23 protein-coding genes are annotated in these 25,339 nt (G+C 72.5%); 12 read left to right on the forward strand and 11 right to left on the reverse strand.

All coding sequences use genetic code 11. The features are described 5' to 3' along the window. Positions 1-81: 81 nt before the first annotated feature. Positions 82-1,404, reverse strand: coding sequence for a molybdotransferase-like divisome protein Glp (gene glp, locus ACZ6B1_RS16455; RefSeq protein ID WP_468778890.1), 1,323 nt, complete (start codon positions 1,402-1,404; stop codon positions 82-84). Beyond that, on the reverse strand, positions 1,401-2,312 hold the full coding sequence (galU, locus tag ACZ6B1_RS16460; RefSeq protein WP_468778892.1) for a UTP--glucose-1-phosphate uridylyltransferase GalU: 912 nt from the start codon (positions 2,310-2,312) through the stop codon (positions 1,401-1,403). The genes glp and galU overlap by 4 nt, the downstream gene beginning before the upstream one ends. Before the next feature lie 95 nt (positions 2,313-2,407). On the opposite strand from galU, the gene ACZ6B1_RS16465 reads away from it, so the two are divergent. Further along, positions 2,408-3,028: a 5-formyltetrahydrofolate cyclo-ligase gene (locus ACZ6B1_RS16465; protein WP_468778894.1), complete on the forward strand. Its 621-nt coding sequence runs from the start codon at positions 2,408-2,410 to the stop codon at positions 3,026-3,028. 63 nt (positions 3,029-3,091) lie between these two features. On the opposite strand, the gene ACZ6B1_RS16470 is transcribed toward ACZ6B1_RS16465, so the two are convergent. Beyond that, complete coding sequence (locus ACZ6B1_RS16470; RefSeq protein ID WP_468778896.1) at positions 3,092-5,902, reverse strand: penicillin acylase family protein; 2,811 nt, start codon at positions 5,900-5,902, stop codon at positions 3,092-3,094. Between the two features lie 202 nt (positions 5,903-6,104). Between ACZ6B1_RS16470 and ACZ6B1_RS16475 the strand changes: the two genes are divergently transcribed. From ACZ6B1_RS16475 to mscL, 6 genes are all read left to right on the forward strand, one after another. After that, a complete protein-coding gene (locus tag ACZ6B1_RS16475) occupies positions 6,105-7,616 on the forward strand; it encodes a potassium/proton antiporter (protein WP_468779388.1) in 1,512 nt (503 codons plus the stop codon). A 280-nt stretch (positions 7,617-7,896) separates the two neighbouring features. Beyond that, positions 7,897-9,195: an MFS transporter gene (locus tag ACZ6B1_RS16480; RefSeq protein ID WP_468778898.1), complete on the forward strand. Its 1,299-nt coding sequence runs from the start codon at positions 7,897-7,899 to the stop codon at positions 9,193-9,195. Positions 9,196-9,262: 67 nt separating this feature from the next. Next, complete coding sequence (locus ACZ6B1_RS16485) at positions 9,263-9,580, forward strand: FmdB family zinc ribbon protein (RefSeq protein ID WP_468778900.1); 318 nt, start codon at positions 9,263-9,265, stop codon at positions 9,578-9,580. Between the two features lie 100 nt (positions 9,581-9,680). Then, a complete protein-coding gene (locus ACZ6B1_RS16490; protein ID WP_199210886.1) occupies positions 9,681-10,514 on the forward strand; it encodes an S-methyl-5'-thioadenosine phosphorylase in 834 nt (277 codons plus the stop codon). Between the two features lie 166 nt (positions 10,515-10,680). Next, positions 10,681-11,286: a hypothetical protein gene (locus tag ACZ6B1_RS16495; protein ID WP_468778902.1), complete on the forward strand. Its 606-nt coding sequence runs from the start codon at positions 10,681-10,683 to the stop codon at positions 11,284-11,286. A gap of 138 nt (positions 11,287-11,424) precedes the next feature. Next, complete coding sequence (mscL, locus tag ACZ6B1_RS16500; RefSeq protein ID WP_468778904.1) at positions 11,425-11,904, forward strand: large conductance mechanosensitive channel protein MscL; 480 nt, start codon at positions 11,425-11,427, stop codon at positions 11,902-11,904. Between the two features lie 79 nt (positions 11,905-11,983). On the opposite strand, the gene ACZ6B1_RS16505 is transcribed toward mscL, so the two are convergent. Next, positions 11,984-12,160, reverse strand: a complete 177-nt coding sequence (locus tag ACZ6B1_RS16505) for a hypothetical protein (protein WP_468778906.1) — start codon at positions 12,158-12,160, stop codon at positions 11,984-11,986. Between the two features lie 91 nt (positions 12,161-12,251). On the opposite strand from ACZ6B1_RS16505, the gene ACZ6B1_RS16510 reads away from it, so the two are divergent. The 4 genes from ACZ6B1_RS16510 to ACZ6B1_RS16525 all read left to right on the forward strand — a co-directional run bounded on the left by ACZ6B1_RS16510 (position 12,252) and on the right by ACZ6B1_RS16525 (position 16,901). Next, positions 12,252-13,490, forward strand: a complete 1,239-nt coding sequence (locus tag ACZ6B1_RS16510) for a low temperature requirement protein A (RefSeq protein WP_468778908.1) — start codon at positions 12,252-12,254, stop codon at positions 13,488-13,490. A gap of 66 nt (positions 13,491-13,556) precedes the next feature. Then, the gene (locus ACZ6B1_RS16515) at positions 13,557-14,600 is read left to right on the forward strand and encodes a P1 family peptidase (protein ID WP_468778910.1); all 1,044 of its coding nucleotides are present in this window, start codon (positions 13,557-13,559) and stop codon (positions 14,598-14,600) included. A gap of 175 nt (positions 14,601-14,775) precedes the next feature. After that, entirely contained in the window at positions 14,776-15,996 is a 1,221-nt protein-coding gene (locus ACZ6B1_RS16520) for a L,D-transpeptidase (RefSeq protein ID WP_468778911.1), read from the forward strand. A gap of 158 nt (positions 15,997-16,154) precedes the next feature. After that, the gene (locus ACZ6B1_RS16525) at positions 16,155-16,901 is read left to right on the forward strand and encodes a DUF6227 family protein (protein WP_468778913.1); all 747 of its coding nucleotides are present in this window, start codon (positions 16,155-16,157) and stop codon (positions 16,899-16,901) included. 62 nt (positions 16,902-16,963) lie between these two features. Here ACZ6B1_RS16525 and ACZ6B1_RS16530 read toward each other — a convergent pair whose 3' ends face one another. The 6 genes from ACZ6B1_RS16530 to ACZ6B1_RS16555 all read right to left on the reverse strand — a co-directional run bounded on the left by ACZ6B1_RS16530 (position 16,964) and on the right by ACZ6B1_RS16555 (position 23,232). Beyond that, positions 16,964-17,245, reverse strand: coding sequence for a hypothetical protein (locus ACZ6B1_RS16530; RefSeq protein WP_468778915.1), 282 nt, complete (start codon positions 17,243-17,245; stop codon positions 16,964-16,966). A 110-nt stretch (positions 17,246-17,355) separates the two neighbouring features. Beyond that, positions 17,356-19,470, reverse strand: a complete 2,115-nt coding sequence (locus tag ACZ6B1_RS16535) for a PTS fructose transporter subunit IIABC (protein WP_468778916.1) — start codon at positions 19,468-19,470, stop codon at positions 17,356-17,358. Continuing rightward, positions 19,467-19,724, reverse strand: coding sequence for a hypothetical protein (locus tag ACZ6B1_RS16540; protein ID WP_468778918.1), 258 nt, complete (start codon positions 19,722-19,724; stop codon positions 19,467-19,469). The genes ACZ6B1_RS16535 and ACZ6B1_RS16540 overlap by 4 nt, the downstream gene beginning before the upstream one ends. Beyond that, positions 19,721-20,668, reverse strand: coding sequence for a 1-phosphofructokinase (pfkB, locus tag ACZ6B1_RS16545; RefSeq protein WP_468778920.1), 948 nt, complete (start codon positions 20,666-20,668; stop codon positions 19,721-19,723). The genes ACZ6B1_RS16540 and pfkB overlap by 4 nt, the downstream gene beginning before the upstream one ends. After that, complete coding sequence (locus ACZ6B1_RS16550; protein WP_468778922.1) at positions 20,665-21,426, reverse strand: DeoR/GlpR family DNA-binding transcription regulator; 762 nt, start codon at positions 21,424-21,426, stop codon at positions 20,665-20,667. The genes pfkB and ACZ6B1_RS16550 overlap by 4 nt, the downstream gene beginning before the upstream one ends. A 273-nt stretch (positions 21,427-21,699) precedes the next feature. Further along, the gene (locus tag ACZ6B1_RS16555; protein ID WP_468778924.1) at positions 21,700-23,232 is read right to left on the reverse strand and encodes an MFS transporter; all 1,533 of its coding nucleotides are present in this window, start codon (positions 23,230-23,232) and stop codon (positions 21,700-21,702) included. Between the two features lie 62 nt (positions 23,233-23,294). Here ACZ6B1_RS16555 and ACZ6B1_RS16560 point away from each other — a divergent pair, with 62 nt between their 5' ends. Then, entirely contained in the window at positions 23,295-24,269 is a 975-nt protein-coding gene (locus ACZ6B1_RS16560) for a helix-turn-helix transcriptional regulator (protein ID WP_468778927.1), read from the forward strand. A gap of 174 nt (positions 24,270-24,443) precedes the next feature. Here ACZ6B1_RS16560 and ACZ6B1_RS16565 read toward each other — a convergent pair whose 3' ends face one another. Further along, the gene (locus tag ACZ6B1_RS16565) at positions 24,444-25,097 is read right to left on the reverse strand and encodes a TetR/AcrR family transcriptional regulator (protein ID WP_468779390.1); all 654 of its coding nucleotides are present in this window, start codon (positions 25,095-25,097) and stop codon (positions 24,444-24,446) included. Between the last annotated feature and the right edge of the window lie 242 nt (positions 25,098-25,339).

Raw genomic sequence — 25,339 nt, forward strand, 5'->3', positions numbered from 1 at the left:
GTGCGGTGCACGGGCCTGCTGTGCGCGACACGGTACCGCCAAGCCGGTTCGGGCACCGGGCCAGGACCCCCCGGGGGGCGCTCAGCCGAGCAGTACGACCTCCACCTCGGTGCCCGGCTCGACGGACTCCACGCCCTCGGGGACGACGATCAGCGCGTCGGCGTGCGCCAGCGCCGCGACCAGATGGGAGCCGGCGCCGCCCACCGGGCGCACCGTTCCGCCGGAGTGGCTGCCGCGCAGGAACTGCCGTCGCCCCTTGGGCGAGCGCAGCGGCCCGTCCGCCGTGAGGGTGGCCCTGACGCGGGGCCGGTGGACGTCCTCGAGGCCCATCAAGGTGCGGATGGCGGGGCGGACGAACAGCTCGAAGGAGACGTACGACGAGACCGGGTTGCCGGGCAGGGCCAGCAGGGGGGTGTGGTCGGGGCCGATGGAGCCGAAGCCCTGGGGTTTGCCGGGCTGCATGGCGAGCCTGCGGAACTCCACCCCGCTGCCCGGCTCGTCCTCGTCCCCGGCGTACGACAGCGCCTCCTTGACGACGTCGTACGCCCCGACGCTGACCCCGCCCGTGGTGACCATCAGGTCGGCGCGGACGAGCTGGTCCTCGATGGTGGACCGGAGGGTGTCGGCGTCGTCGGCGACGGCGCCGACCCGGTAGGCGATGGCGCCCGCGTCCCGGGCGGCCGCGGTGAGGGCGAAGCTGTTGGAGTCGTAGATCTGGCCGTTCGCCAGTGCCTCGCCGGGCTGGACGAGTTCGCTGCCCGTGGACAGCACGACCACGCGCGGGCGCGGGCGCACCCGCACCGTGCCCCGGCCGACCGCGGCGAGCAGCGCGAGCTGCGGCGGGCCGAGGACCGTCCCGGCCTCCAGGGCCAGGTCGCCGGCCTTCACGTCGCTGCCCTTGGCCCGTACGTGCGCGCGTGCCTCGGCGGGGCGGTGCACGCGCACCTGCCCCTCGGCGCCCTCCGGTGCCAGACTCCGCGACCGCATCCCGGTGACGGGTCCCTCGCCGAGCCCGCCGTCGGTCCACTCGACGGGTACGACGGCCTCGGCGCCGGGCGGCAGCGGTGCGCCGGTCATGATGCGGGCGGCCTGGCCGGGCCCGACCCGCACCGACTCGCCCGCGCCCGCCGCGACGTCGCCGACGACCTCGAGGACGGCCGGGAACTCCTCACTGGCGCCCGCGATGTCCGCGACCCGTACCGCGTACCCGTCCATGGAGCTGTTGTCGAACGGCGGCAGGGAGACCGGCACCGTGATGTCGTCGACCAGGACGCAGCCCTGGGCGTCGAGCAGTTGCAGCTCGATGGGTTCGAGAGGGCGGACGCTGCCGAGGATGTCCTCCAGGTGGTCGTCCACCGACCACAGGTCGTCCGGGCCGGCGGGGCGGGTCGCGGCGCTGCTCAACGTTGCTGCATCTCCTCGGCTACGTAACTGCGGAGCCAGGTCCGGAAGTCCGGGCCCAGATCCTCACGTTCGCACGCCAGTCTGACAATGGCACGCAGGTAGTCGCCACGGTCGCCGGTGTCGTAGCGGCGGCCCTTGAAGACGACGCCGTGCACCGGGCCGCCGACCTTCTCGTCCTCGGTGAGCTGCTGGAGGGCGTCGGTGAGCTGGATCTCGCCGCCGCGGCCGGGCTCGGTCTTGCGGAGTATGTCGAAGACGTGCGGGTCGAGCACGTAGCGGCCGATGACCGCGTAGTTGGAGGGGGCGTCGGCCGGGTCCGGCTTCTCGACCAGCCCGGTCACCTTGACCACGTCGCTGTCGGGGGTGCTCTCCACGGCCGCGCAGCCGTAGAGGTGGACCTGCTCGGGCGCGACCTCCATGAGGGCGATCACACTGCCGCCGTGCTGCTCCTGGATCTCGATCATGCGCTGGAGCAGCGGGTCGCGGGGGTCGATCAGGTCGTCGCCGAGGAGCACCGCGAAGGGCTCATGGCCGACGTGCGGGGCCGCGCACAGCACGGCGTGGCCGAGGCCCCTGGGGTCGCCCTGGCGCACGTAGTGCATGGTGGCCAGGTCGCTGGACTCCTGCACCTTCGCGAGCCGCTCGGCGTCTCCCTTCTTCTCGAGCGCCGATTCCAGCTCGTAGTTGCGGTCGAAGTGGTCCTCGAGGGGACGCTTGTTGCGTCCGGTGATCATGAGGACGTCGTCGAGCCCCGCCGACACGGCCTCCTCGACCACGTACTGGATCGCCGGCTTGTCCACGACCGGCAGCATCTCCTTGGGAGTGGCCTTGGTGGCCGGCAGGAACCGGGTGCCGAGGCCTGCTGCGGGGATGACAGCCTTGCTGATCCTGGGGTGCGACTGAGTCATGCCCGCAACCTTATCCGGTGCCTTTGCAGGGAATCTGGGGCTCCGGTTGATTGGCACTCATATGAGCACATTGGGAAAGGGGTGCGGAACGACCCGTGGAACACGACGGACGCACGGCCGAGCCTGACAAGCGAACATTGCGGCGGGAGTTCCTCGCGGTGAGGAACAGGTTGACGGAGGATGTCGTCCGGGCGGCGGGCGAGGCGCTGGCCGGGCGCGCTCTGGAGCTGCCCGAACTGGCGGGGGCGCGCACGGTGGCGGCCTACGTCTCGGTCGGCACGGAGCCGGGCACGATCGCCCTGCTGGACGCCCTGCGCGCGCGAGGCGTGCGTGTCCTGCTCCCCGTCCTCCTGCCCGACAACGATCTGGACTGGGGGGAGTACACCGGTCCGGACTGTCTCGCGCGGATTCAACATGGCGGGAAAATGGCCCTGTTCGAGCCCTCCGGCGAGCGTCTCGGCCCGGCCGCCGTGACCGGCGCGGACGTCGTCCTGCTGCCCGGCCTCGCGGTCGACGCGCGCGGGATGCGCCTGGGACGCGGCGGAGGGTCGTACGACCGGGTGCTCGCGCGTCTGGAGCACGCGGGTGCGGGGCCCGCGCTCGTGGTGCTGCTGTACGACACGGAGGTGGTCGGCCGGGTCCCGGCGCAGGCGCACGACCGGCCGGTGCACGCGGTGGTGACGCCGTCGGGCGTGCGCCGGTTCACGGGCGCCTGAGCGGCCCGAGACGCGGACGGCCCTCCACGCGCGCGTGGAGGGCCGTCCGGCCGTGTCAGAGGCTCACGGGCTGAGGACGAGGGTGTCGCTCGTGCTCTTGCCGACCGCCTCACCGGAGAAGGCCCAGGGCAGCAGTTCTCCCTTGGCCCACTTGCCCGTCTGGTCCGTGTAGTGGGCGTTGAAGGCGTGCCCGGAGGCGCCGGTCAGGTTGATCCACTTGGACTTGTCGAGGTCGGCGAGGTTGACCACCATCCGCATGGACGGCACCCACACGACGTTGTAGCCGCCGGCGGCGTTCCAGCCGGAGGCGTTGACGGTGGCCTCGCCGCCGCTGAGCTTCCAGGGGCCGCGGTTGAGGACGTACTGCAGGGCCTTGGGGCCCCCGGTGCCGAGCGTCTGGTTCTTCAGGAACAGGCGGTGCAGCCGGCCCCAGCTCCAGGTGTCGATGTCCTTGCCGAGCTTGGAGGTCAGCTCCCAGCGGGCGTCGATCATGGCGCGGGCGAGCAGCGAGTCGCGGTCGGTCGCCGCGGGGCGCGTGCCCCGCTCGGGCGTCTTCCACCAGTCGCTGTCCGGCTTGTCCATCAGCTTGCGCACGACCTCGAACCAGCGGTCGCCGCCGTCCGGCTGCGCCTGGTCGGCGTCGCGCTCACCGCACTCGCGCACCTTGCCGTCGTCGTCGACCGGTCCGGTGCTGCCGGTCTTGTCGACCCACAGGCACTGTCCCTTGACGCGCAGCTCCTTGGGGAGCTTGTTGCCGAAGGCGAGCTTGAGGACGTTGCGCCAGACCGCGTTGAAGTAGGCGGCGGCCGCCGAGTCGGCGTCCTGGGTGTAGTCCCAGCCCTCCAGCAGCTTCTGGGCGTCGCGGACCGACTTGTCGTCCAGGTTGATCTTCAGCAGCTTGGGCACCAGCAGCTTGGCGATCTCACTGCTGGTGTCCATCTGCATCTGCCGCATGTCATCGGTGGAGATCTTGCCGCCGTCCTTGATCTTCGACTCGATCAGGTCGGTGATGCGCTGGCTGCGGGTGCCGTAGCCCCAGTCGGTGGTCAGCGTGTACGGGTACTTGTCCTTGTCGACCACGGCCTGGTTGGCGGTGACGATGTAGCCGCGCTCGGGGTCGTACTCGTAGGGCAGCTCGTCGTCCTTGACGAAGCCGGTCCAGCGGTACTTGGCGTCCCAGCCGGGCACCGGGACGGAGCCGTCGGCGGCCGAGGAGCGGGTGGGGATCTGCCCGGGCAGCGTGTAGCCGATGTGGTTCCTGGTGTCGGCGTAGATCAGGTTCTGCGAGGGCACGTCGAACAGGGCGGCCGCCGACCGGAAGTCGCTCCAGCCGGCCGCCTTGTCGAGGGCGAACACGGCGTCCATCGAGGTGCCCGGGTCGAGCGCGGTCCACCGCAGGGCGATGCCGTAGCCGTCGCCACGGTCGGGGGCCGCGGTGTTGACGCCGGCCCGCCTGCCGACCTGGACGAGTTCGTCGTCGCGGTCGGACAGCAGGGGCATGCCGTCGGCGGTCTGGCGCACGACGATCTTCTTGGCGTCCCCGCCGGCGACCTTGATGGTCTCCTCGCGGGTCTTGAAGGGCCGCACCTCGCCGTCGTACAGGTAGCCGTCGCCGGAGAGCTTCTCCAGGTAGAGGTCGCTGACGTCGACACCGGAGTTGGTCATGCCCCAGGCGATGTCCGCGTTGTGGCCGATGATCACACCGGGCATTCCGGCGAACGTGTAGCCGGTGACGTCGTACTGGCACTTGGCGGAGACGCTGCGGCAGTGCAGGCCCATCTGGTACCAGACGGACGGCAGCGACGCCGACAGGTGCGGGTCGTTGGCGAGCAGCGGCTTCTTGGTGATCGTGTACTTCCCGGAGACCACCCAGGAGTTGGAGCCGATGCCCTGGCCGTTCACGCCGACGGCGGCGGGAACGTCGTCGAGGACCTTGTAGAGGCCGGCGAGCTGGCTGGTGAGGGCCGAGCCGGTCGTGCTCCGGGTGCCCGTCGTGCCCTGCGTACCGGTCGTGCCCGTGCCCTGCGTACCGGTCGTGCCCGTGCCCTGCGAGCCGCTCGCGGCACCGCTCTGCTGGAAGGTCCCGGACAGCTCGCTGTACTGCCCCTCCTGCACGATCGGCTTGTGGCGGCCGTAGGGGTACTCCGGGTAGAGGTCCGCGATCTGCTGCGGGTCGAGGCGGCTGGTCATCAGGGCGCGGTCGATCTCGTCCTGCATGTTGCCGCGCAGGTCCCAGGCCATGGCCTTCAGCCAGGAGACGGAGTCGACCGGGGTCCACTCGGCGGGCTTGTAGTCGTTGGTGAAGCCCAGGGCGGCGTACTCCAGGGAGATCTCCGCGCCGTCCTTGCCCTCGAGGTAGGCGTTGACGCCCTTGGCGTAGGCCTGGAGGTACTTCTTCGTGGAGGCCGACAGCTTGGTGTCGTACTCCTGCTTCGCGACCCGGTCCCAGCCGAGCGTGCGCAGGAACTCGTCGTTCTTCACCTGGCTCTTGCCGAACATCTCCGACAGGCGCCCGGAGGTCAGGTGGCGGCGCACGTCCATCTCGTAGAACCGGTCCTGCGCCTGGACGTAGCCCTGCGCCATGAACAGGTCCTCGTCGGAGGAGGCGTAGACCTGCGGGATGCCGTTGCCGTCGCGTTTGACGTCGACGGGGCCCGACAGGCCGTCGAGCGTGATCGAGCCCTTGGTCTGCGGGAAGGAGGCCCGGACCGTGCTGATCGACCAGTAAGCCCCGTAGGCGATGCCGCCGATGATGGCCAGGACGAGCACCAGAACGAGGAGCCGGGCTTTGCGCCCCTTCTTCCTCCCGTTCGTGCTGGGCGCGACACCCGTCGTGGCGGTGTCACCCGTTGTGGCGGTGGTGTTGGGGGGCATCGCTGTCCTTGCTGTCCTAACGCGAGCGGCAGGCGGTCCTGGAGTGCTGGAGCAACCATAGGCGCAGGGGCCGATCGCGCTTGACGCGGAGTCGGGAACCGGCACGCACGGACGTTCGATCTTGCCCCGGCAAGCGTCAAGAAAGCGTCAAGAGTTAGGTAAGGTAACGAAGTAACCGGAGAACCAAGGGGAGGAACCGCCGCTGAACGTTCACCACCTCAACCAGCTCCTGCTCGTCTGCTCCGTCGTCCTCCTCGTCGCCGTCGCGGCCGTCCGGATCTCCTCGCGCAGCGGGCTCCCCAGCCTGCTCGTCTACCTGGGCATCGGCGTCGTCATGGGCCAGGACGGCCTCGGTCACGTGAGCTTCAACAGCGCCGCGCTGACCCAGGTCATCGGGTACGCGGCCCTGGTCGTGATCCTCGCCGAGGGCGGTCTGGGCACGAAGTGGAAGGAGATCCGGCCGGTTCTGGCGTCGGCCTCCGTGCTGGCCCTGGTGGGAGTCGGGATCAGCGTCGGGGTCACGGCGGCGGGCGCGCACTACCTGGTGGGACTGGACTGGCGGACGGCGCTGATCATCGGCGCGGTGGTGTCGTCGACGGACGCGGCGGCGGTCTTCTCGGTGCTGCGGCGCATCCCGCTGCCCGCGCGCGTGACCGGCACGCTGGAGGCGGAGTCCGGATTCAACGACGCCCCGGTGGTCATCCTGGTCGTAGCCTTCGCCGCGACCGGTCCGGTCGAGCACTGGTACGTCCTGGTGGGCGAGATCGCGCTGGAACTGGCCATCGGCGCCGCCCTGGGCCTCGCGGTGGGCTGGTTCGGCTCCTGGGGCCTGCGGCACGTCGCGCTGCCCGCCTCCGGCCTCTACCCGATCGCCGTCCTGGCCATCGCCGTCACGGCCTACGCGGCCGGCGCGCTGGCCCACGGCAGTGGCTTCCTCGCCGTCTACCTGGCCTCGATGATGCTGGGCAACGCGCGGCTCCCGCACTGGCCCGCCACACGCGGCTTCGCCGAGGGGCTCGGCTGGATCGCCCAGATCGGCATGTTCGTCCTGCTCGGCCTGCTCGTCACCCCGCACGAACTGGGCGACGACGTCTGGCCGGCGCTGATCATCGGGCTGGTGCTGACCATGGTGGCCCGGCCGCTGAGCGTGGTGCTCAGCCTGGCCCCGTTCCGGGTGCCGTGGTCGGAGCAGGCGCTGATGTCGTGGGCGGGGCTGCGCGGAGCCGTGCCCATCATCCTGGCGACCATTCCGATGGTGACGGGCGTAGGAGGCAGCCGCCGCATCTTCAACATCGTCTTCGTACTGGTCGTCGTCTACACCCTCCTCCAGGGCCCGACCCTGCCCTGGCTGGCACGCAAGCTGCGGCTGGGCGAGCAGGGCGAGGCCTCCGACCTCGGCATCGAGTCGGCGCCCCTGGAGCGGCTGCGCGGGCACCTGCTGTCCCTCGCGATCACCGAGGGCTCCCGGATGCACGGCGTAGAGGTCAGCGAGCTGCGGATGCCGCCGGGCGCCGCCGTGACGCTCGTCGTCCGCGAGGGAAAATCGTTTGTCCCGCTGCCCACGACGGTGCTGCGGCACGGGGACGAGCTCCTCGTGGTCGCCACCGACCCCGTGCGCGACGCGGCGGAACGGCGTCTGCGCGCGGTCGCGCAGGGCGGCAAGCTCGCGGACTGGCTGGGCACGGACGGGGCCGGGACGGGCGGCTCCCGTTAAGTGGAGGTTTCGTACCCTTCACACCGCCCGTAATCCCAGGTGGCGCCCCCCGGTGGTGCTCGTTTTCACAGGCCCGCGATGCGGTGATCCCTGTACGATGAAGGCGCACCCTGATCGAACCAACTCTGCCTGACGCAGAGCTGGCGCGACCGTATGGCGGCCGGGTCGTCCCCTCTCATCGTGGGCACCGGTATCTACCGCAGTTCCGCGCAAGAGGACAGCTCTCGGCGCCCGGACCCGCACGGGACCCGCGCTACCAGGCGGCAGAAAGGCACGGGCCGTGGGATCCACGGTCACCACCTCCGACCCGGAGAAGACCTCGCCGGCGCCGCCCCGCCCCGGATACGGACAGCTGCTGCGCACCCGCGGCGCCTGGACGTTCCTGCTCCCCGGCTTCGCGGCGCGCCAGCCGTTCGCGATGCTCACCATCTCCATCGTGCTGCTGGTGCAGCACACCACCGGCTCGTACGGCGCCGCGGGCGCCGCCGCGGCCGCCACCGGCGTCTCCATGGCGCTGTTCGCCCCCTACAGCGGCCGCCTCGCCGACCGCTACGGACAGCGCGCCGTGCTCGTCCCCGGTGTCCTGGTGCACGCGCTGTCGGGCCTGACCCTGACGGCGCTCGCGCTGGCGCACGCGCCCCTGTGGGCGCTGTTCGCCGCGGCCGTGCCGACCGGCGCCTCGGTGCCGCAGGTCGGCCCCATGGTGCGTGCGCGCTGGGGCGTGAAGCTCCAGGGCTCGCCCCTGATGACGACCGCGGCGGCCTTCGAGTCCGTAACGGACGAGCTGACCTTCGTCTTCGGACCGCTGCTGGCGACCGCGCTGTGCACCGCCGTCACCCCGTCCGCGGGCCTGGTGACCGAGGCGGCGCTGACCCTCGTCGGCGGCCTGCTGTTCGCGGCGAGCAGGAGCACGCAGCCGCCGGTGAGCGCCGATAGCGGCCACGCGCGCGTGCGGCACGAATCCGCCCTGCGCGTCCCCGGCGTGCGCGTGCTGGTCGTGACGTTCCTGGGCATCGGGGCGGTCTTCGGCGGCATGCAGGTGTCGCTGGCCGCGTTCACCGAGTCGATCGGCGAGCCCGGCCTGAACGGCGTCCTGTACGGCGTCTTCGCCGCGGGCAACATGCTCTCCGGCGTCGTCTGCGGCGCGATCGCCTGGAAGGCCGCGCCGCAGCGCCGCCTGGTCCTCGGCTACGCCGGGCTCGCGCTGACCGCGTCGGCGCTGTGGACGGCGCACTCGGTGCCGCTGCTGGCCGGCCTCGGCCTGCTGGTCGGCATGTGCATCGCGCCGGCTCTGATCAGCGGCTACACGCTGGTGGAAGGTCTGGTCCCGGCCGGGGCCCGGACCGAGGCGTTCACCTGGCTGACCGGCGCCGTCGCGCTCGGCCAGGCGGCGGCGGTCACGGTCGCCGGGCAGCTGGAGGACCGCCTGTGGGACGGCGCCGGATTCCTGGTGCCGATGGCCGGTACGGTGCTCGCGCTGGTCACCCTGGTGGCCCTGCGTTCACGGCTGACGGCCCGGCCGCAGAGCCGCACGGTCGCACGTGGCGTCGGTCACCGCGTCCCCGTCACGGTGGACTGATCCCCGGGAATACGTCACTATGGACCGTCGTTAGCACTCATCGAGTGAGAGTGCCAGGAGGAAGACAGTGCCGACCTACCAGTACCAGTGCACCGAGTGCGGCGAGGGCCTCGAGGCGGTGCAGAAGTTCACCGACGACGCCCTGACCGAGTGCCCCGGCTGCGGTGGCCGCCTGAAGAAGGTGTTCTCCGCCGTCGGCATCGTCTTCAAGGGCTCCGGCTTCTACCGCAACGATTCCCGCGGCTCCTCGTCGAGCAGCAGCCCGGCGTCGAAGTCGTCCACGTCGTCGGCCGGCTCCTCGTCCGACGCGAAGTCGTCCACGTCGGCGTCCTCGTCGTCCTCCACGACGTCGTCGTCCGGCTCCACGAGCACCTCCGCGGCCTGAGCTCCCGCTCCCCGGGCCCTGCCGTCCTGCGACGGCGGGGCCTTCGGCGTACCCCGGCACCGGCTCCACCGCCCCGTCCCGGGCAGCTAATCTGCTCGTCATGGCGAACGCAGAGATCGGCGTAATCGGCGGCTCGGGCTTCTACTCGTTCCTCGAGGACGTGACCGAGGTCCAGGTGGACACCCCCTACGGGCAGCCCAGCGACTCCCTCTTCCTCGGTGAGCTGGCCGGCCGGCGGGTCGCCTTCCTGCCCCGGCACGGTCGCGGCCACCATCTCCCGCCGCACCGCATCAACTACCGGGCCAACCTCTGGGCCCTGCGCTCGGTCGGCGTCCGCCAGGTGCTCGGCCCCTGCGCGGTGGGCGGGCTGCGCCCCGAGTACGGACCGGGCACCCTGCTCGTGCCGGACCAGTTCGTCGACCGTACGAAGTCCAGGACGCAGACCTTCTTCGACGGGCTGCCGCTGCCCGACGGCACGGTGCCCAACGTGGTGCACGTGTCCATGGCCGACCCGTACTGCCCCGCCGGACGGGCCGCCGCGCTCAAGGCGGCACGCGGCCGGGACTGGGAACCGGTGGACGGCGGCACGCTGGTCGTGGTCGAGGGACCGCGCTTCTCGACCCGCGCCGAGTCGCTGTGGCACCAGGCGCAGGGCTGGTCGGTGGTGGGCATGACCGGCCACCCCGAGGCGGCGCTCGCCCGTGAACTGGAGCTCTGCTACACCTCGCTGACCCTGGTCACCGACCTGGACGCGGGCGCCGAGAGCGGGGAGGGCGTCTCGCACGAGGAGGTGCTCGAGGTGTTCGCGGCCAACGTGGACCGGCTGCGGGACGTGCTGTTCGACGCGGTGGCGGCGCTGCCGGAGACCGGGGCGCGGGACTGCCTGTGTGTGAACGCGCTGGGCGGGATGAACCCGGGGTTCGACCTGCCGTGAGCTGAGGGGCGGGGCCCGGCGGGCTGAGGCGCACACGGGCGATCGCCCCGTCGGGTGGTCGAGTTGTCCACAACCCGCCGGTCGTCCACCGGCGCCGGCGGGGGCCGGCGCGAGGCGTCATCGTGGCACCGCAAGCCGATCCCCCTCGTCGCCGGCGGTGATTCCCATGGCTCTGGCCTCGTCGTACCCCGCTCCCTCCACGCCCTCATCCGCGCGCCCTCACTCCCCCGCCCCGCCGGCCGTCCGGCTGCCCCGTCCGCTGGGCACCGACGCCCCGGCGACCTGTGAGGTGCCGCCCTTCGCCCCGGTACGGGTGCGCGGCGGGCGGTACGGGCTGGAGCGGCTGGTACGGCGGCGCGGGCGGGCCCTCGCGGCCGGCCTGGTCGTGACCGCGGCCGCTCTGGTGGCGGCGGGGCCCCGGACCGCGGGCGAGCCGCACCGGGCCGACCGGGCCCGCGGGCATCCGGTCACCCGTCCCGTACGGGCCCCTCGGGCGGCGGACCTGGTGACGGCACCGGTGCGGATCGCCGACGCCGCCACCGTTCGGTTGCTGCGGCCCGGCGACCGGGTCGATGTCATCGCCGCCGAGGACGCGTCGGCCGGGGGCGCCGCCCGGGTGCTCGTGCGCGGCGCGCGGGTGACGAAGGTGCCCGAGCCCCTGACGGGGGCGGCCGAGAGCGGGGCCCTGGTCGTGCTGTCGGTGCCCCGGGCCGTCGCGGCGGGGCTCGTGGGCGCGAGCGCCACGGCACGGCTGGCGGTGACGCTGTGCTGAGCCGCGTGGCCCATTACGCCTTCGGTCTGTTCTCCCGACATAGGGACAAGCTGCCGAATTGGACATGGGCACCCCACCGTGCCGTAGGTTGCGGAGCGTTTTGTTCCGCGTCCTGTGCACGTGAGGAGTGCCCCCGAGGTGATCGAGAAGAAGGAACCCACCCTCTGGCAGGGCTTCAAGGCCTTCCTGATGCGGGGGAACGTCGTCGACCTGGCGGTCGCGGTGGTGATCGGCGCCGCCTTCACGAACATCGTCAACTCGGTGGTGAAGGGGCTCATCAACCCGCTGGTCGGAGCGATCGGCACGAAGAACCTGGATCACTACAGCTTCTGCCTGAAGGACCCCCCGTGCGTGGTGAACGCGGACGGGTCGGTGAAGAGCGGTGTGCCGATCATGTGGGGCTCGGTCGCCGGGTCCACGCTCAGCTTCGTGATCACGGCCGCGGTGGTCTACTTCCTGATGGTCCTGCCGATGGCGAAGTACCTGGCACGGCAGGAGGCCCGCAAGAAGGCGCGCGAGGGCACGCACGAAGTCATCGAGGTGACCGAGCTGGCGGTCCTCAAGGAGATCCGCGACACGCTGGTCGCGCAGCGCACGGCGGGCCACGACGAGCGCTAGCGGCACCGAGCCGGGCCGCTCACCCGCCGGCGGAACTCCGTCCGCAGGCCCGGGCGGTGGCGCCGCTCCGCCCCGCGGTTCAGATGTGGTGGGGCGGCTTCTCGTCGAGGAAGCGCCTCAGATCGGCGGCGCTGTCGCCGTCCGGGCGCTCGCCCCACCCGCGGTCGGTGTCGTCCGAACTCTGCCGGTTCAGCGGGTCGTCGAAGATGAGCGCGGTCTTCGGGTCGCGCTGCTCGGGCTCAGGGGCGGTGCTCATGCCTCAAGGGTACGGCCCCGGCCCACCACCCTTCCGGGCTCGTGAATCCGTTCACAAGATTTCGTCCCCGTTTTCTGCTGTCCTGGGAGACATGACGTCGAGTTCCGCTCCGTCGCCCGCCTCGCCGGGCGCACCACAGTCCCAGGGGCTCCTTCGGCGGCTCACCGCGCGCGGGCGCGACGAGGCCCACCGGGTCTCCTCTCCGCTGGAGCTCTTCTTCGACCTGTGTTTCGTCGTGGCCATCGCACAGGCGGGCGCCCAGCTCGTGCACACGGGGACCGCGGGACACGTGGCCGCCGGCATCCTGAGCTACGCGATGGTCTTCTTCGCCATCTGGTGGGCCTGGATGAACTTCTCGTGGTTCGCCTCGGCGTACGACAACGACGACGCCCTCTACCGGGTCGTCACCCTGGTGCAGATCGCGGGTGTGCTGGTGCTGGCCGCGGGCGTGGCCCCGGCCTTCGAGCGCCACGACTACCTGGTGGTCTGGCTCGGCTATGTGATCATGCGGCTGGCGATGGCCGCGCAGTGGCTCAGAGCCGCCGGATCGGCCGAGGGACCGGAGCGGACCACGGCGCTCAGATACGCCGGCGGTGTGCTCCTGTGCCAGGTCGGCTGGCTCGGTCTGGTACTCCTGCCCGAACCGGCCCGGCCCTGGGTGTTCCTGGTGATGGCCGTCGCCGAGCTGTGCGTGCCGGTCTACGCGGAGAGGGACCACGCGACGTCCTGGCACGCGCGCCACATCGCCGAGCGGTACGGCCTGTTCACCATCATCGTGCTCGGCGAGACGGTCGCTGCGGCCACGGTCGCCGTGAAGTCGGCGGTGGACGAGCACGACGCGCTGGGTGAGCTGCTGCCCATCGCGGCGGGCGGGCTGCTCATCGTCTTCTCCGCCTGGTGGATCTACTTCGTGGTGCCCATCCACGGCCATCTGCGTTCCAACACCCAGGCGTTCCTGTGGGGCTACGGCCACTACCTGATCTTCGCCTCGGCCGCCGCGATCGGCGCCGGTCTGGAGGTGGCGGTGGAGCAGACGGTCGGCAAGACGCACATCTCGACGCTGTCCGCCTCGGCGGCCGTGACCCTGCCGACGGCGCTGTACCTGCTGACCGTGTGGGCGCTGCACTCGCGGCACTTCAAGTCCGGCATCAGACAGCAACTGGTGCTTCCGGTCACGGCGCTGCTGGTGATCTGCTGCACCTTCCTGGGCGAGTGGGCGGTGCTCGCGACGGGGCTGGTGTCGGCGGCCTCGGTGGTGACCGGGGTGACCCTCACGGCACGCCGGGCCTCCCGCGCGCGGCGCTCGGGTGCCGGCGCCCCGGCCGCCTGACCTCCCCTCACCCCCGTCCGGCCCGCCCCCCTCCCGCCCGGGCCGGGGTGGGCCACACTGGCCCGCATGACAGTCGACGCTCTGACGGATGTCGCCGGGCTGCGGGTGGGGCACGCCACCCGCACCGGGGACGGCTGGCTCACCGGCACCACGGTCGTGCTCGCGCCCGAGGGGGGTGCCGTCGCCGCCGTCGACGTGCGCGGCGGCGGCCCCGGTACCAAGGAGACCGACGCCCTCGACCCACGCAACGTGGTGCAGCGGGTGGACGCCGTCGTGCTGACCGGCGGCAGCGCGTACGGGCTCGACGCGGCGTCCGGGGTGATGGCCTGGCTCGAGGAACGGGGGCGCGGGGTTCCGGTGGGGGCGGATCCGGCGCACGTGGTGCCGGTGGTCCCCGCCGCGTGCGTCTTCGACCTGGGCCGGGGCGGGAACTTCCGCGCCCGCCCGGACGCGGCGACGGGACGCGCGGCGGTGGAGGCCGCCGCGGCGAGCGCCCCGGGTGCCCGGATGCCGGAGGGGTCCGTGGGGGCCGGTACGGGCGCCGTGGCCGGCGGGCTGAGGGGCGGGGTGGGCACCGCGAGCACGGTCCTGGACTCCGGGGTGACCGTGGCCGCGCTGGTGGTCGTGAACTCCGCGGGGTCCGTCGCGGACCCCGGAACGGGGGCTCTCTACGGGGAGTTGTTCCAGGGGCGCGTGGAGTACCCGGAGGCGCGGGTGCACGAGGCGGCGCGCCGGCGCCTGGACGAGGTGGCGGCGCGCAACGCTCCCCCGCCGCTCAACACGACGCTCGCGGTGGTCGCGACCGACGCGGACCTCGGCAAGGCACAGGCGCAGAAGCTGGCGGGCACGGCGCACGACGGCATCGCGCGCGCCGTGCGGCCCGTGCACCTGCTGCACGACGGAGACACGGTGTTCGCGCTGGCGACGGGTGCCCGGCCGCTCGGTGGCGGGCATCCGCTGGAGCTGAACGACGTCCTCGCGGCCGGTGCGGACCTGGTGACGCGCGCGATCGTCCGGGCCGTGCGCGCCGCCGAGCCGTTCTCGGGGCCGGGTGGGGCGTGGCCGTCGTACGGGGAGTTGTACGGCGAGCGGCGGGCGCCGGGCGCGTAACGGGCGCGGCCGCACCGGCAGCGGGGCCCGGGAGCGTGACTCCCGGATGCGGATTGTCGCGGTTCTGTCACCGGACGACGCCAACGGGCACCGGCGGGAACCTCGCCGGCGCCACGGACCTCTTTTCCCACGCATCGGAGCGGATCAAGCACATCACACGAACTGGGAGCAGCCCGTGACTACGCCGGACATCGCAACGCGGCGCGTACTGGGGGCCTGTGCCGCCCTGGTGGTCGGCGCCCTCACCCTGACGGCCTGCGGCGGCGACGCCAGCGCCAGCGGCGAGGACGGCAAGAACGGCAAGGGCTCGGCCACGAACTCCAGCGCCAGGATCGTGATCTCGGCCAAGGACGGCTCGACCGGCGCGTCCATCAACGCCACCGGCGTCAAGGTCAGCGACGGCCGGCTGACCGACGTGAGGATGACCGTGTCGGGGTCCGGGCAGGCGGTGCCGGGGGCGATCTCGGCGGACGGCCACACCTGGAAGCCGAAGGAGCAGCTCGAGCGCGGCACGAAGTACCGGATAGCGGCGACCGCGAAGGACGGGAACGGGCATACCGCGGCGGCCAACTCCATCTTCACCACCGTGTCCTCGTCGAACAGCTTCATCGGTACCTACACGCCGGACAACGGCACCACGGTCGGTGCGGGCATGCCGGTGTCCTTCACCTTCGACAAGTCGATCACCGACCGCAAGGCCGTGCAGTCGCACATCACGGTCGCCTCCAGCAGCGGCCAGCAGGTCGTCGGGCACTGGTTCGGGGACCGCCGGCTGGACTTCCGGCCGCAGGAGTACTGGAAGGCCGGCTCCAAGGTCACGATGAAGATCGACCTGGACGGGGTGCAGGGCGCCAGTGGCGTCTACGGCGTGCAGAAGAAGACGGTGACCTTCACCGTGGGGCGCTCACAGGTCTCCACGGTGGACGTCGGCACCCAGACCATGACGGTGGTGCGGGACGGCAGGACGATCAAGACGCTGCCGATCTCCGCGGGCAGCGCGCAGCACACCACGTACAACGGTCAGATGGTGATCTCCGAGAAGTTCGTGCAGACCCGGATGAACGGCTCGACGGTCGGCTTCGGCGGGGAGTACGACATCTCGGACGTCCCGCACGCGATGCGGCTGACCTCGTCCGGCACGTTCATCCACGGCAACTATTGGTACAACAAGGGCAACCCGCCCTTCGGCCGGGAGGGCACCAGCCACGGCTGCGTGGGCCTGGCGGACGTACAGGGCGCGCAGGGCGACACCACGGCCAAGTGGTTCTACGACAACTCGCTCGTCGGGGACGTCGTGATCGTGAAGAACTCCCCCGACAAGACGGTGGCTCCGGACAACGGCCTCAACGGCTGGAACCTGTCGTGGAGTGACTGGACCGCGGGAAGTGCCGGATGACCGGCGGGTTTTGACGGTACGTGGGGCCGCGCGGGAACTTTTCGCGCGGCCCTCGCGTTTTCCCCGCATAGGTTTTCTCGTATCGGGGGACACGATGTCCGACCGAGGGGCTACGGTATGCACCCACTAGGTGACATGCAGCAACGCCGGGAGAAACCTTGAGCGTTCCGTACGAGACGGCAGCGTACGAACCAGCCGAGTCGCCCGAGTCTCCGGAGGAGCACCTCGCGCGGCTCCTCGGCCGTGCCCTGAACTCCTTCGAGCTGCCCGACGAGGTGCTCCGGCTGCTCGAGTGCGCCCTGGCGCACGACAGCGCCCTGCACTCCGCCCACCACAGCGCGGGCCTGCACCGGGAGACCTACCGGCACACCTGGCTGCTCGCCGACGGCTCGGCGGTGACCCTGTGGGAACTGGTGCACAACACGGCGCCGGGCGGCGAGGCACAGCACGAGGTGTACGTCGACGAGGAGGAACTGCACACCGCCACCGGCCGGCTCGCGCTGCCTCCGGACGCGCCGGACTTCGAACTGCCCGTCGTGTCGCAGCTCTCCGCGATACCCGAGCCCCGGCACGTGTACGCCCCGGACGACACGGCGGACCACGCGCGCCGGCTGCTGCGCCGCGCGGAGAACCCCGACCGGCCGGGAGCGGAGGTGGCGGCCCTGCTGGCGACGGCGTCCGCGCACCAGATCACCCAGGCGTTCGGACGGCCGGGACGGGCCGGACGGGCGGGGCTGAGCTTCGCGCTGTACGAGCACGCGTTCCTGCTGCCGGACGGCGGCGAGGTCTCCCTGTGGGAGGCGGAGCACACGGCGACCCCCGACGGCCGGCACATGTGCGAGGTCTACACGTCCCAGGACGCGGCCCGGGACGCGATGGAGCGCCGGGCGGCGCGACAGGCCTGACGCCCGGCGGCCCGACAGGCGCCAAGCCCGAACGCCCGGCGGCCCGGCCTCGCCCGCGACGGTCAGCGGCCGCCGAGTTGCCGTACCAGGCCGGCGAAGGCGTCCTGTTCCTCCGGGGTCAGCTCGACGGATTCCCGCGTGGGGCCGGCCTGCGGCTGGTCCGGCAGGGCGGGGAGAACCGAGAGGACCGGAAGCACGGAGGGAGCGGCGGCCCGACGCCGTTCGGCGGCGGCCTCGACACGGAAGCGGCGCAGCAGGCGCATCACGATGACGGCCCAGACGACGCCCGCGGCGGTGAGGACGACCGCGCCGGTCAGCTGGAGTGTCGAGACGTGCTCAGGCATGCCCTCCAGTAGACACCACGGTCCGGGACTTTGGTCCCGGACCGTGACGTATCTCGCAGGTGCCGTGAACAACTCACAGCGCGCCAAAGGGACAAGAGGTGCGGCCGCCGTCAGGCGGCGACCGCCTGCTTCGTCCCCCGCGCCGCCGTGGTGGGGCCGGTGGCGGGGTCGTCGGCCGTGGTCCCGGGGACCGGCCGGCGCATGCCCTTGAGGACGACGACCAGGGCCGCGGTGACACAGACGCCTGCCGCGATGGCGATCAGGTAGAGGAACGGGTTGCCGATCAGCGGGACCACGAAGATGCCGCCGTGAGGGGCGCGCAGGGTGGCGCCGAAGGACATCGACAGGGCGCCGGTGACTGCGCCGCCCACCATGGCGGACGGGATGACCCGCAGCGGGTCCGCCGCGGCGAACGGGATGGCGCCCTCGGAGATGAAGGAGGCGCCCAGCACCCAGGCGGCCTTGCCGTTCTCGCGCTCGGTCCGGGTGAAGAGCCTGCCGCGCACGGTCGTGGCCAGGGCCATCGCCAGCGGCGGGACCATGCCGGCGGCCATCACCGCGGCCATGATCCTCATCGCGGAGTCGCTCGGGTCGGCGACCGCGATGCCGGCGGTGGCGAAGGTGTAGGCCACCTTGTTCACCGGACCGCCCAGGTCGAAGCACATCATCAGGCCGAGCAGACCGCCCAGCAGGACGGCGTTGGCGCCGGTGAGGCCGTTCAGCCAGTCGGTCATGCCCTTCTGCGCCGAGGCGATGGGCTTGCCGATCACGACGAACATCAGGAACCCGACGATCGCCGAGGAGATCAGCGGGATCACCACCACCGGCATGATGCCGCGCAGCGCCGCCGGGATGCCGATCCGCTGGATCGCCATCACCACACCACCGGCGATCAGACCGGCCGCGAGTCCGCCGAGGAAGCCGGCGTTGATCGTCAGCGCGATGGAGCCGCCCACGAACCCGGGGACGAGACCGGGGCGGTCCGCCATGCCGTACGCGATGTAGCCGGCCAGGACCGGGACCAGGAAGGCGAAAGCCACTCCGCCGATCTGGAACAGCAGGGCGCCCCAGCTGTCCGCCTGGGTCCACATGAAGTGGTCCATCACCGAGGGCGCCTTGTTGATCTTGTAGCCGCCGATCGCGAAGCCGAGGGCGATCAGCAGACCGCCCGCAGCGACGAACGGCACCATGTAACTGACGCCGCTCATCAGCCATTTGCGGAGCTTGGTGCCGTAGCCCTCGCGCGAGTCACCCGACCGCTCGACCGGTGTGCCGGCGGAGGCGGCCGCGGTGGCCTCGCCGCGCGCGGCCTTCTCCCGTACCTCGGTGATGAGTTCGCCGGGACGGTTGATGCCCGCCTTCACACCGACGTCGACGGTCGGCTTGCCCGCGAAGCGGCCCTTGTCCCGTACGGGGACGTCGTGCGCGAAGATCACGCCGTCCGCCGCCGCGATCACCTCCGGGGCCAGCCGGGCGAAGCCGGCCGAGCCCTGCGTCTCGACTACCACCTCGGCGCCGGCCTCGCGGCCCGCGTTCTCCAGCGACTCGGCCGCCATGTAGGTGTGGGCGATGCCGGTCGGGCAGGAGGTGACGGCGACGATGCGGAAGGGCCGCTCGGCCGGGCCGGAATCGGCGTCCGCGGTGGGGCCGGATCCGGATTCCGCGGTGGCGGCCGGGGCCGGCCCGCCGGCGTCCGACGGTTCCGGCGTACTGCCCGCCGCGGCGTCGGCGGAGGCCGCCCCCGACGCCGCGGCGGTGTTCTCGGCGGCGCCGTCGGCCGGCGCCTCCTCCCCGCGGATGAGCGCCGCGGCCGAGCCCGCCGCGCCCACGGACCGCAGCGCGTCGGTGAACTCGGCGTTCATCAGCTGCCGGGCCAGCGACGACAGGATCGTCAGATGGGCGTCGTCGGCGCCGGCCGGGGCGGCGATCAGGAAGATCAGGTCGGCGGGGCCGTCCGCAGCGCCGAAGTCGATGCCGTCGGCGCTGCGGCCGAAGGCGAGGGTCGGCTCGGTGACATGGGTGCTGCGGCAGTGCGGGATGCCGATGCCGCCGTCAAGGCCGGTGGGCATCTGCGCCTCACGGGCGGCCACGTCGGCGAGGAAGCCGTCCAGGTCGGTCACCCGGCCCAGGGCCACCATGCGTTCGGCGAGTGCGCGCGCCGCCGCTTCCTTGGTGTCGGCGGACAGGTCGAGATCGACCAGGTCCGCGGTGATCATGTCGCTCATCGCGGGCTCCAATGCACGCGTATCGCCCGGGGAGTGGGGTGGGCGAGGGTGGGGACGGGGGTGCGGTCGGGGGAGGCTTCGGGGTGGGTGGAGCCGGGGCCGGGCGGCCCCTGTGTCCTGGGGCCGGTCACGGCGGTCGGGAGGCTCTGCCGTTCGGGCTCGGGCGGGGTGGGGGCGTCGGGGCGGACGGGCCGCGGTCTGCCGCCCAGGTGCCTGCCGCCGGGACGGGTGCCGTGCAGCGCCAGGGAGGTCATGACACCGGCTCCCTGAGTTCGCGGTCGACGGGGATGCCGGCCGTGACCGTGACCGCCGCCGGGTCCAGGTCGGCGGGGGCCGGCATGACGCTGCCCGGGAGCTGCACGGCGGCGGCGCCGTGGGCGACGGCTGAGGCGAGGGCCCGGGGGCCGCTGCCGCCGGCGATCAGGAAACCGGCGAGGGAGGAGTCACCGGCTCCCACGTTGCTGCGGACGGTGCGCACCCGCGCGCTGCCGAACCAGGCGCCCGTGCCGTCCACCAGCAGCTGTCCGTCGGCGCCCAGGCTCGCGAGCACGGCGCCCGCGCCCATCTCGCGCAGCTCCTCGGCGGCCTTCAGGGCGTCGCCCACGGTCGCCAGGGGGCGCGCGACGGCTTCCGCGAGCTCCTCGGCGTTGGGCTTCACCACGTCGGGCCGGGCGCGCAGCGCCTCCTGCAGCGCACGCCCCGAGGTGTCCAGGGCGATGCGGGCGCCCCCGGCGTGCGCCCGGGTGACGACATCGGCGTACCAGGAGGGCGCGAGCCCCCGGGGCAGGCTGCCGCAGCAGGCGATCCAGTCGGCGTCGCGCGACTGTTCGCGGACGGTGTCCAGGAGCAGTTCCTGCTCGGCGGGCGACAGGTCCGGGCCCGGTGCGTTGATCTTCGTCAGCACCCCGTCCGCCTCCGCCAGCGCGATGTTGGAACGGGTGGCGCCGGCCACCGGGACCGGCGCGACCTCGATGCCCTGGGCGTGGAGCAGCTCGGCGACCAGGGCGCCCGGGGCACCGCCCAGGGGCAGGACGGCGACCGTGCGCCGCCCGGCGGCCGCCACGGCGCGCGAGACGTTCACACCTTTGCCGCCGGGGTCCATGCGCTCACCGGTGGCGCGGATGACCTCGCCGCGCTCCAGGGAGGGGACCTCGTAGGTGCGGTCGAGGGACGGGTTGGGGGTGACGGTGAGGATCATGCGCGCACTACTTCCGTGCCGCCGCGCTCGATGACGGCGGCGTCTTCTTGGCTGAGCCCGCTGTCGGTGATCAGCAGGTCCACGTCGCTCAGGCCGCCGAAGCGGGCGAAGTGCTCCTGGCCGTGCTTGGCGGAGTCGGCGAGGAGGACCACGCGGCGCGCGGCGGCGACGGCCGCGCGCTTCACCGCGGCCTCGGCGAGGTCGGGGGTGGTCAGGCCGTGCTCGGCGGAGAAGCCGTTGGCGGCGACGAACAGGACGTCCGCGCGGATCTCGCCGTACGCGCGCAGCGCCCAGGCGTCCACGGCGGCCCGCGTACGGTGCCGTACCCGCCCGCCGATCAGGTGGAGCTGGATGCCGGGGTGGTCGGCGAGGCGGGCGGCGATGGGCAGGCTGTGCGTGACGACGGTGAGGGCGGACTCCAGCGGGATCGCCGCGGCCAGCCGTGCCACCGTCGTGCCGGCGTCGAGGATCAGCGTGCCCCCGGCGGGCAGCTCGGCGATGGCCGCCTTGGCGATGCGGTCCTTCTCGTCGGCGGCGGTCGACTCGCGCTCGGTGAGGTCCGGCTCGAAGTCGAGGCGGCCGACGGGGATGGCCCCGCCGTGCACGCGGCGGACGAGGCCGGCCCGGTCGAGGGCCTTCAGATCGCGGCGGATCGTCTCCGCCGTCACCTGGAACTCCTCGGCCAGCGACAGCACGTCCACCCGGCCGCCGTCGCGGGCGAGACGGAGGATCTCCTGCTGTCGCTCCGGTGCGTACATGCCCGTTTACCTCCACCTCATGCCCGAACGTGTGGTTTCACTGCGAGGCTACGCCCAGGGTTCCGGAAAGTAAACAAGTCCGGACCCCAATCGGGCATGAACGGACTTCTGGTTCCGTCCGTCCGCGGCCCGAAGAGGGGCCGGGAAGGACTGGGCACGGCTGGGAGCGGCTTTGGAGCGGCTTGGAGCGGCTGGAAAGAGCCTGGAAAAGGCCGTGCACGGCGGAGGGCCCGGCACCTGTTCGGTGCCGGGCCCTTCCTTCGCCGCCCCCGCTCAGGCCACCGGCTCGGGCTCCTTCTCCGCCGCCGGCGCGTCGGCGGTGGCCCCCTCCACGTGCTGTGCCGGGCGCTTCGGCAGGGCGGACATCAGCAGGAAGATCGCGCCGAGGATCCCGGCGACCCACCACAGGGCGTGCTGGAAGCCGTTCACGAAGGCGGGGCCCACCTGGGCCGGGGTCAGCCGGTCGCCGATCACTCCGAAGAAGACGACCGACACCAGGCCGAGGCCCAGTGCGTTGCCCATCTGCTGCACGGTGTTGATCAGGCCGGAGGCCGACCCCGCGTGCTCACGCGGCACCTCCGAGAGCACCGCGTCCGTCAGCGGGGCGACGATCAGCCCCATGCCCGCGCCCATCACGACCAGCGGCAGCGCCATCTGCCAGGAGGCGATGGCGAGGCCGTAGCGGTGCGACTCCCAGATGTAGAGGAGCACGCCCGCCGCCATCACCAGCGCGCCCGCCCGCAGCACCTTCCGGCCGAACCGCGGGACCAGCTTCTGCACCGACATCCCCGCCGCCGTGGACACCGCGAGCGAGAACGGCACACCGGTCAGGCCCGCCCGCAGCGGGCTCCAGCCCAGGCCCTTCTGCATGTACAGCGTCCAGACCAGGAAGAAGACGCCGAGCGCGACACCGAAGACGGTCTGCACGGCGATGCCGGCGGCGAAGCTCTTCACCCGGAACAGGGACAGCTCGATCAGGGGCGAACCGTCACGGGCCGCCTTGCGCCGCTCGTAGGCCACCAGCGCCGCGAAGACACCGAGCGCGCCGGCCATGCACACGTAGCCCCACAGCGGCCAGCCCAGCTCACGGCCGCGGATCAGCGGGTAGAGCAGCATCAGCAGGCCGAGCGTCACCAGGGCGACGCCGACGAGGTCCAGCTTCAGCGCCTTCGGCGCCCGGGACTCGGTGATGAAGCGGCGGCCCAGGAGGAGGGCGACGACGCCGACCGGCAGGTTGATCAGGAAGATCGGCCGCCACTCGAGGCCGAACAGGTTCCACTCGGTCAGCAGGGCGCCGAGCAGCGGGCCGGAGACCGCGCCGAGACCGACGATCGCGCCGAACAGGCCGAAGACCTTGCCTCGTTCATGGGCGGGGAAGGTGGCGTGCACGATCGACAGGACCTGCGGCACCATCAGGGCCGCCATGCCGCCCTGCAGGAAGCGGGAGGCGACCAGCATCTCCGGGTTGGCGGCGAAGCCGCACAGGGCGGAGGCCAGGGTGAAGCCGCCGATGCCGACGAGGAACAGCCGCTTGCGGCCGTGGATGTCGCCGAGCCGGCCGCCGGTGATCAGGCCCGCCGCGAAGGCCAGGGCGTAGCCCGCCGTTATCCACTGGATCTGGCCGAACGAGGCGCCCGCGTCCTCCTGGATGGAGGGGATCGCGATGTTGACGATCGTGACGTCGACGAGGTCCATGAAGGCCGCCGTCATCACGATCGCGAGCGCGAACCAGCGGCGGCGGTCGGCCGGCCGGGCCGGCTGGGCCGGGTCCTGCCGGGCACTGAGGGTCTGTTCCGTGGAGGTCATGCGCCCAGGCTAGAACCGCAATAGGTCAGATCATGTCCTAGTTGTGCGGCATGCTCATCAGCATGACGACGGACACCCCGGCCCGGCTCCTCCAGCTCCTGTCCCTCCTGCAGACGCCGCGCGAGTGGCCGGGCGGCGAGCTGGCCGACCGGCTCGGCGTCTCCCGCCGTACCGTGCGGCGGGACATCGACCGGCTGCGGGAGCTGGGCTACCCGGTGCAGGCCACCAAGGGCTCCGACGGCGGGTACCGGCTGGTCGCGGGAAAGGCCATGCCGCCGCTGGTGCTGGACGACGAGGAGGCGGTGGCGATCGCGGTCGGGCTGCGGGCCGGGGCCGGGCACGCGGTGGAGGGGGTGGACGAGGCCTCGGTGCGGGCGCTGGCGAAGCTGGAACAGGTGCTGCCGGCCCGGCTGCGCCACCGGGTGTCCACGCTTCAGGCCGCGACGACCCCGCTGACCAGTGGGGACGGGGCGAGCATCGCGCCGGAGACGCTGACCGTGATGGCGTCGACGGTGGCGGGGCGGGAGCGGCTGCGGTTCGCGTACCGGGACAAGGACGGTGGTGATTCGCGGCGGCTGACGGAGCCGCACCGGCTGGTCTCGACGGGGCGGCGGTGGTACCTCGTCGCGTACGACCTGGGGCGGGAGGACTGGCGGACGTTCCGGGTGGACCGGGTGCGGGAACCGTTCGCGACCGGCGTGCGGTTCGCTCCGCGGGAGTTGCCGGAGGGGGACGCGGCGGAGTATCTGCGGAGGTCGATCCGGCGGCGGGGGCAGGACACGTACGCGTTCGAGGTGCGGTTCGCCGGGGCGGTGGAGGAGGTGGCCGCCCGGGTGCCGGAGTGGGTCGGAGTGCCGGAGCCGGATGGCGGCGGGGGGTGTGTGCTGCGGGGGACGAGTGGGGAGCCGGTGGAGTGGCTGGCGGTGCGGCTGGCGATGGTGGGGTGTGAGTTCGTGGTGCGGGGGCCGGATGAACTTGTCTCGTGCGTGCGGGAGTTGGGAGGGCGGTTGAGCCGGGCGGGGGTGGGGGGAGCGTAGGGGGGTCTGGTGTGCATGCCGACCCCCCTGCCCGCAGCCGCGGCACCAGCCCCGAGCCGCGGGCATGCGTGCCGCTGGGGGGGCGGCACGGGGGGGCGCTGCGGCAACCCGCAAGCGCGGGCGAGCACGACACCTCCGCCCAGCCCCAGCATCGGGCACCCGAAAAGGGCGGCGTCAGGAACCGGACGGTGCCGGGTTCTCCGGCCAGGCGTAGTTCTCCAGGGCCGTCAGGTTCTGGAGGGCCAGGGTCGCGGGGCCGTCGGGGCCCGTGGGCGGGGAGGTGGTGGCGGCCCAGGACTCGACGGCCACGCGGATCGCCGCTCCGGCCACCGCCGCCGTGAGACGCAGGTGCGGCGGGATCGCCGGCGGCCGGGCAACGTTGTCGTCGGCGGATTCCGCCCGATCCGCCCGCTCCGCGTCATCCGCGGGCGCCAGCCGTTCCGCCAGGGTCTCCGCGAGCGCGCCCTCGGACGTCCTGCAGACCTCCGCCCACACCTTCCCGAGGGCGGGGCTCGCGTCGGCCAGGCGGATCAGGGTGCGGACCCATTCCCAGGAGGCCGCCGAGACGCCCACGCCGGGGCTGAGAGTGTGCTCGACCGCGTGCCGGAGGGCCGCCGGCACGGAGAGACCGGGCGGGGCGTCGCGGACCGCCCGGATGCAGAGTTCGGCGCCCGCCGCGTACAGCGGCGCCACCGCCTCTTCCTTGGAGGCGAAGTAGCGGTAGAAGGTGCGCGGGGCGATGCCCGCGGCCTGGGCGATGTCCTCCGCCCGTGTGCCGCGCAGGCCCTGGCGCACGAAGAGGGCGGCCGCGGCGCGGGCGATCTCCATGCGGGTCTCGGCCTTGCGGCGCTCGGTCAGGGACATCGGGGCGGTGGCGGAAACAGGCTGGTGGGCGGTGTTGCCGGTGGTGCTGGGGGTGCTCACCCCGGCAGGCTATGCCGGTATGGCAGAATCTGCCATTCGGGCGGGCCACCCCGGGGTTCAGGTACGGGGTGGCCCGCCCGTGCGGGCATGAGGCCGGGCCCCGGCGCCTGGGGGGGAGGCGCCGGGGCCCGGCTCTGGAACGTTCC

The organism is Streptomyces sp. NPDC041129 (assembly GCF_055592265.1).

Excerpts from the sequence above, each read along its gene's own strand:
- galU (WP_468778892.1), bottom strand. The coding sequence starts at position 2,312 with ATGACTCAGTCGCACCCCAGGATCAGCAAGGCTGTCATCCCCGCAGCA.
- ACZ6B1_RS16470 (WP_468778896.1), bottom strand. The coding sequence starts at position 5,902 with ATGCCCCCCAACACCACCGCCACAACGGGTGACACCGCCACGACGGGT.
- ACZ6B1_RS16490 (WP_199210886.1), top strand. The coding sequence starts at position 9,681 with ATGGCGAACGCAGAGATCGGCGTAATCGGCGGCTCGGGCTTCTACTCG.
- ACZ6B1_RS16495 (WP_468778902.1), top strand. The coding sequence starts at position 10,681 with ATGGCTCTGGCCTCGTCGTACCCCGCTCCCTCCACGCCCTCATCCGCG.
- ACZ6B1_RS16505 (WP_468778906.1), bottom strand. The coding sequence starts at position 12,160 with ATGAGCACCGCCCCTGAGCCCGAGCAGCGCGACCCGAAGACCGCGCTC.
- ACZ6B1_RS16510 (WP_468778908.1), top strand. The coding sequence starts at position 12,252 with ATGACGTCGAGTTCCGCTCCGTCGCCCGCCTCGCCGGGCGCACCACAG.
- ACZ6B1_RS16515 (WP_468778910.1), top strand. The coding sequence starts at position 13,557 with ATGACAGTCGACGCTCTGACGGATGTCGCCGGGCTGCGGGTGGGGCAC.
- ACZ6B1_RS16530 (WP_468778915.1), bottom strand. The coding sequence starts at position 17,245 with ATGCCTGAGCACGTCTCGACACTCCAGCTGACCGGCGCGGTCGTCCTC.
- ACZ6B1_RS16535 (WP_468778916.1), bottom strand. The coding sequence starts at position 19,470 with ATGAGCGACATGATCACCGCGGACCTGGTCGATCTCGACCTGTCCGCC.
- ACZ6B1_RS16540 (WP_468778918.1), bottom strand. The coding sequence starts at position 19,724 with ATGACCTCCCTGGCGCTGCACGGCACCCGTCCCGGCGGCAGGCACCTG.
- pfkB (WP_468778920.1), bottom strand. The coding sequence starts at position 20,668 with ATGATCCTCACCGTCACCCCCAACCCGTCCCTCGACCGCACCTACGAG.
- ACZ6B1_RS16550 (WP_468778922.1), bottom strand. The coding sequence starts at position 21,426 with ATGTACGCACCGGAGCGACAGCAGGAGATCCTCCGTCTCGCCCGCGAC.
- ACZ6B1_RS16555 (WP_468778924.1), bottom strand. The coding sequence starts at position 23,232 with ATGACCTCCACGGAACAGACCCTCAGTGCCCGGCAGGACCCGGCCCAG.
- ACZ6B1_RS16560 (WP_468778927.1), top strand. The coding sequence starts at position 23,295 with ATGACGACGGACACCCCGGCCCGGCTCCTCCAGCTCCTGTCCCTCCTG.
- ACZ6B1_RS16565 (WP_468779390.1), bottom strand. The coding sequence starts at position 25,097 with ATGGAGATCGCCCGCGCCGCGGCCGCCCTCTTCGTGCGCCAGGGCCTG.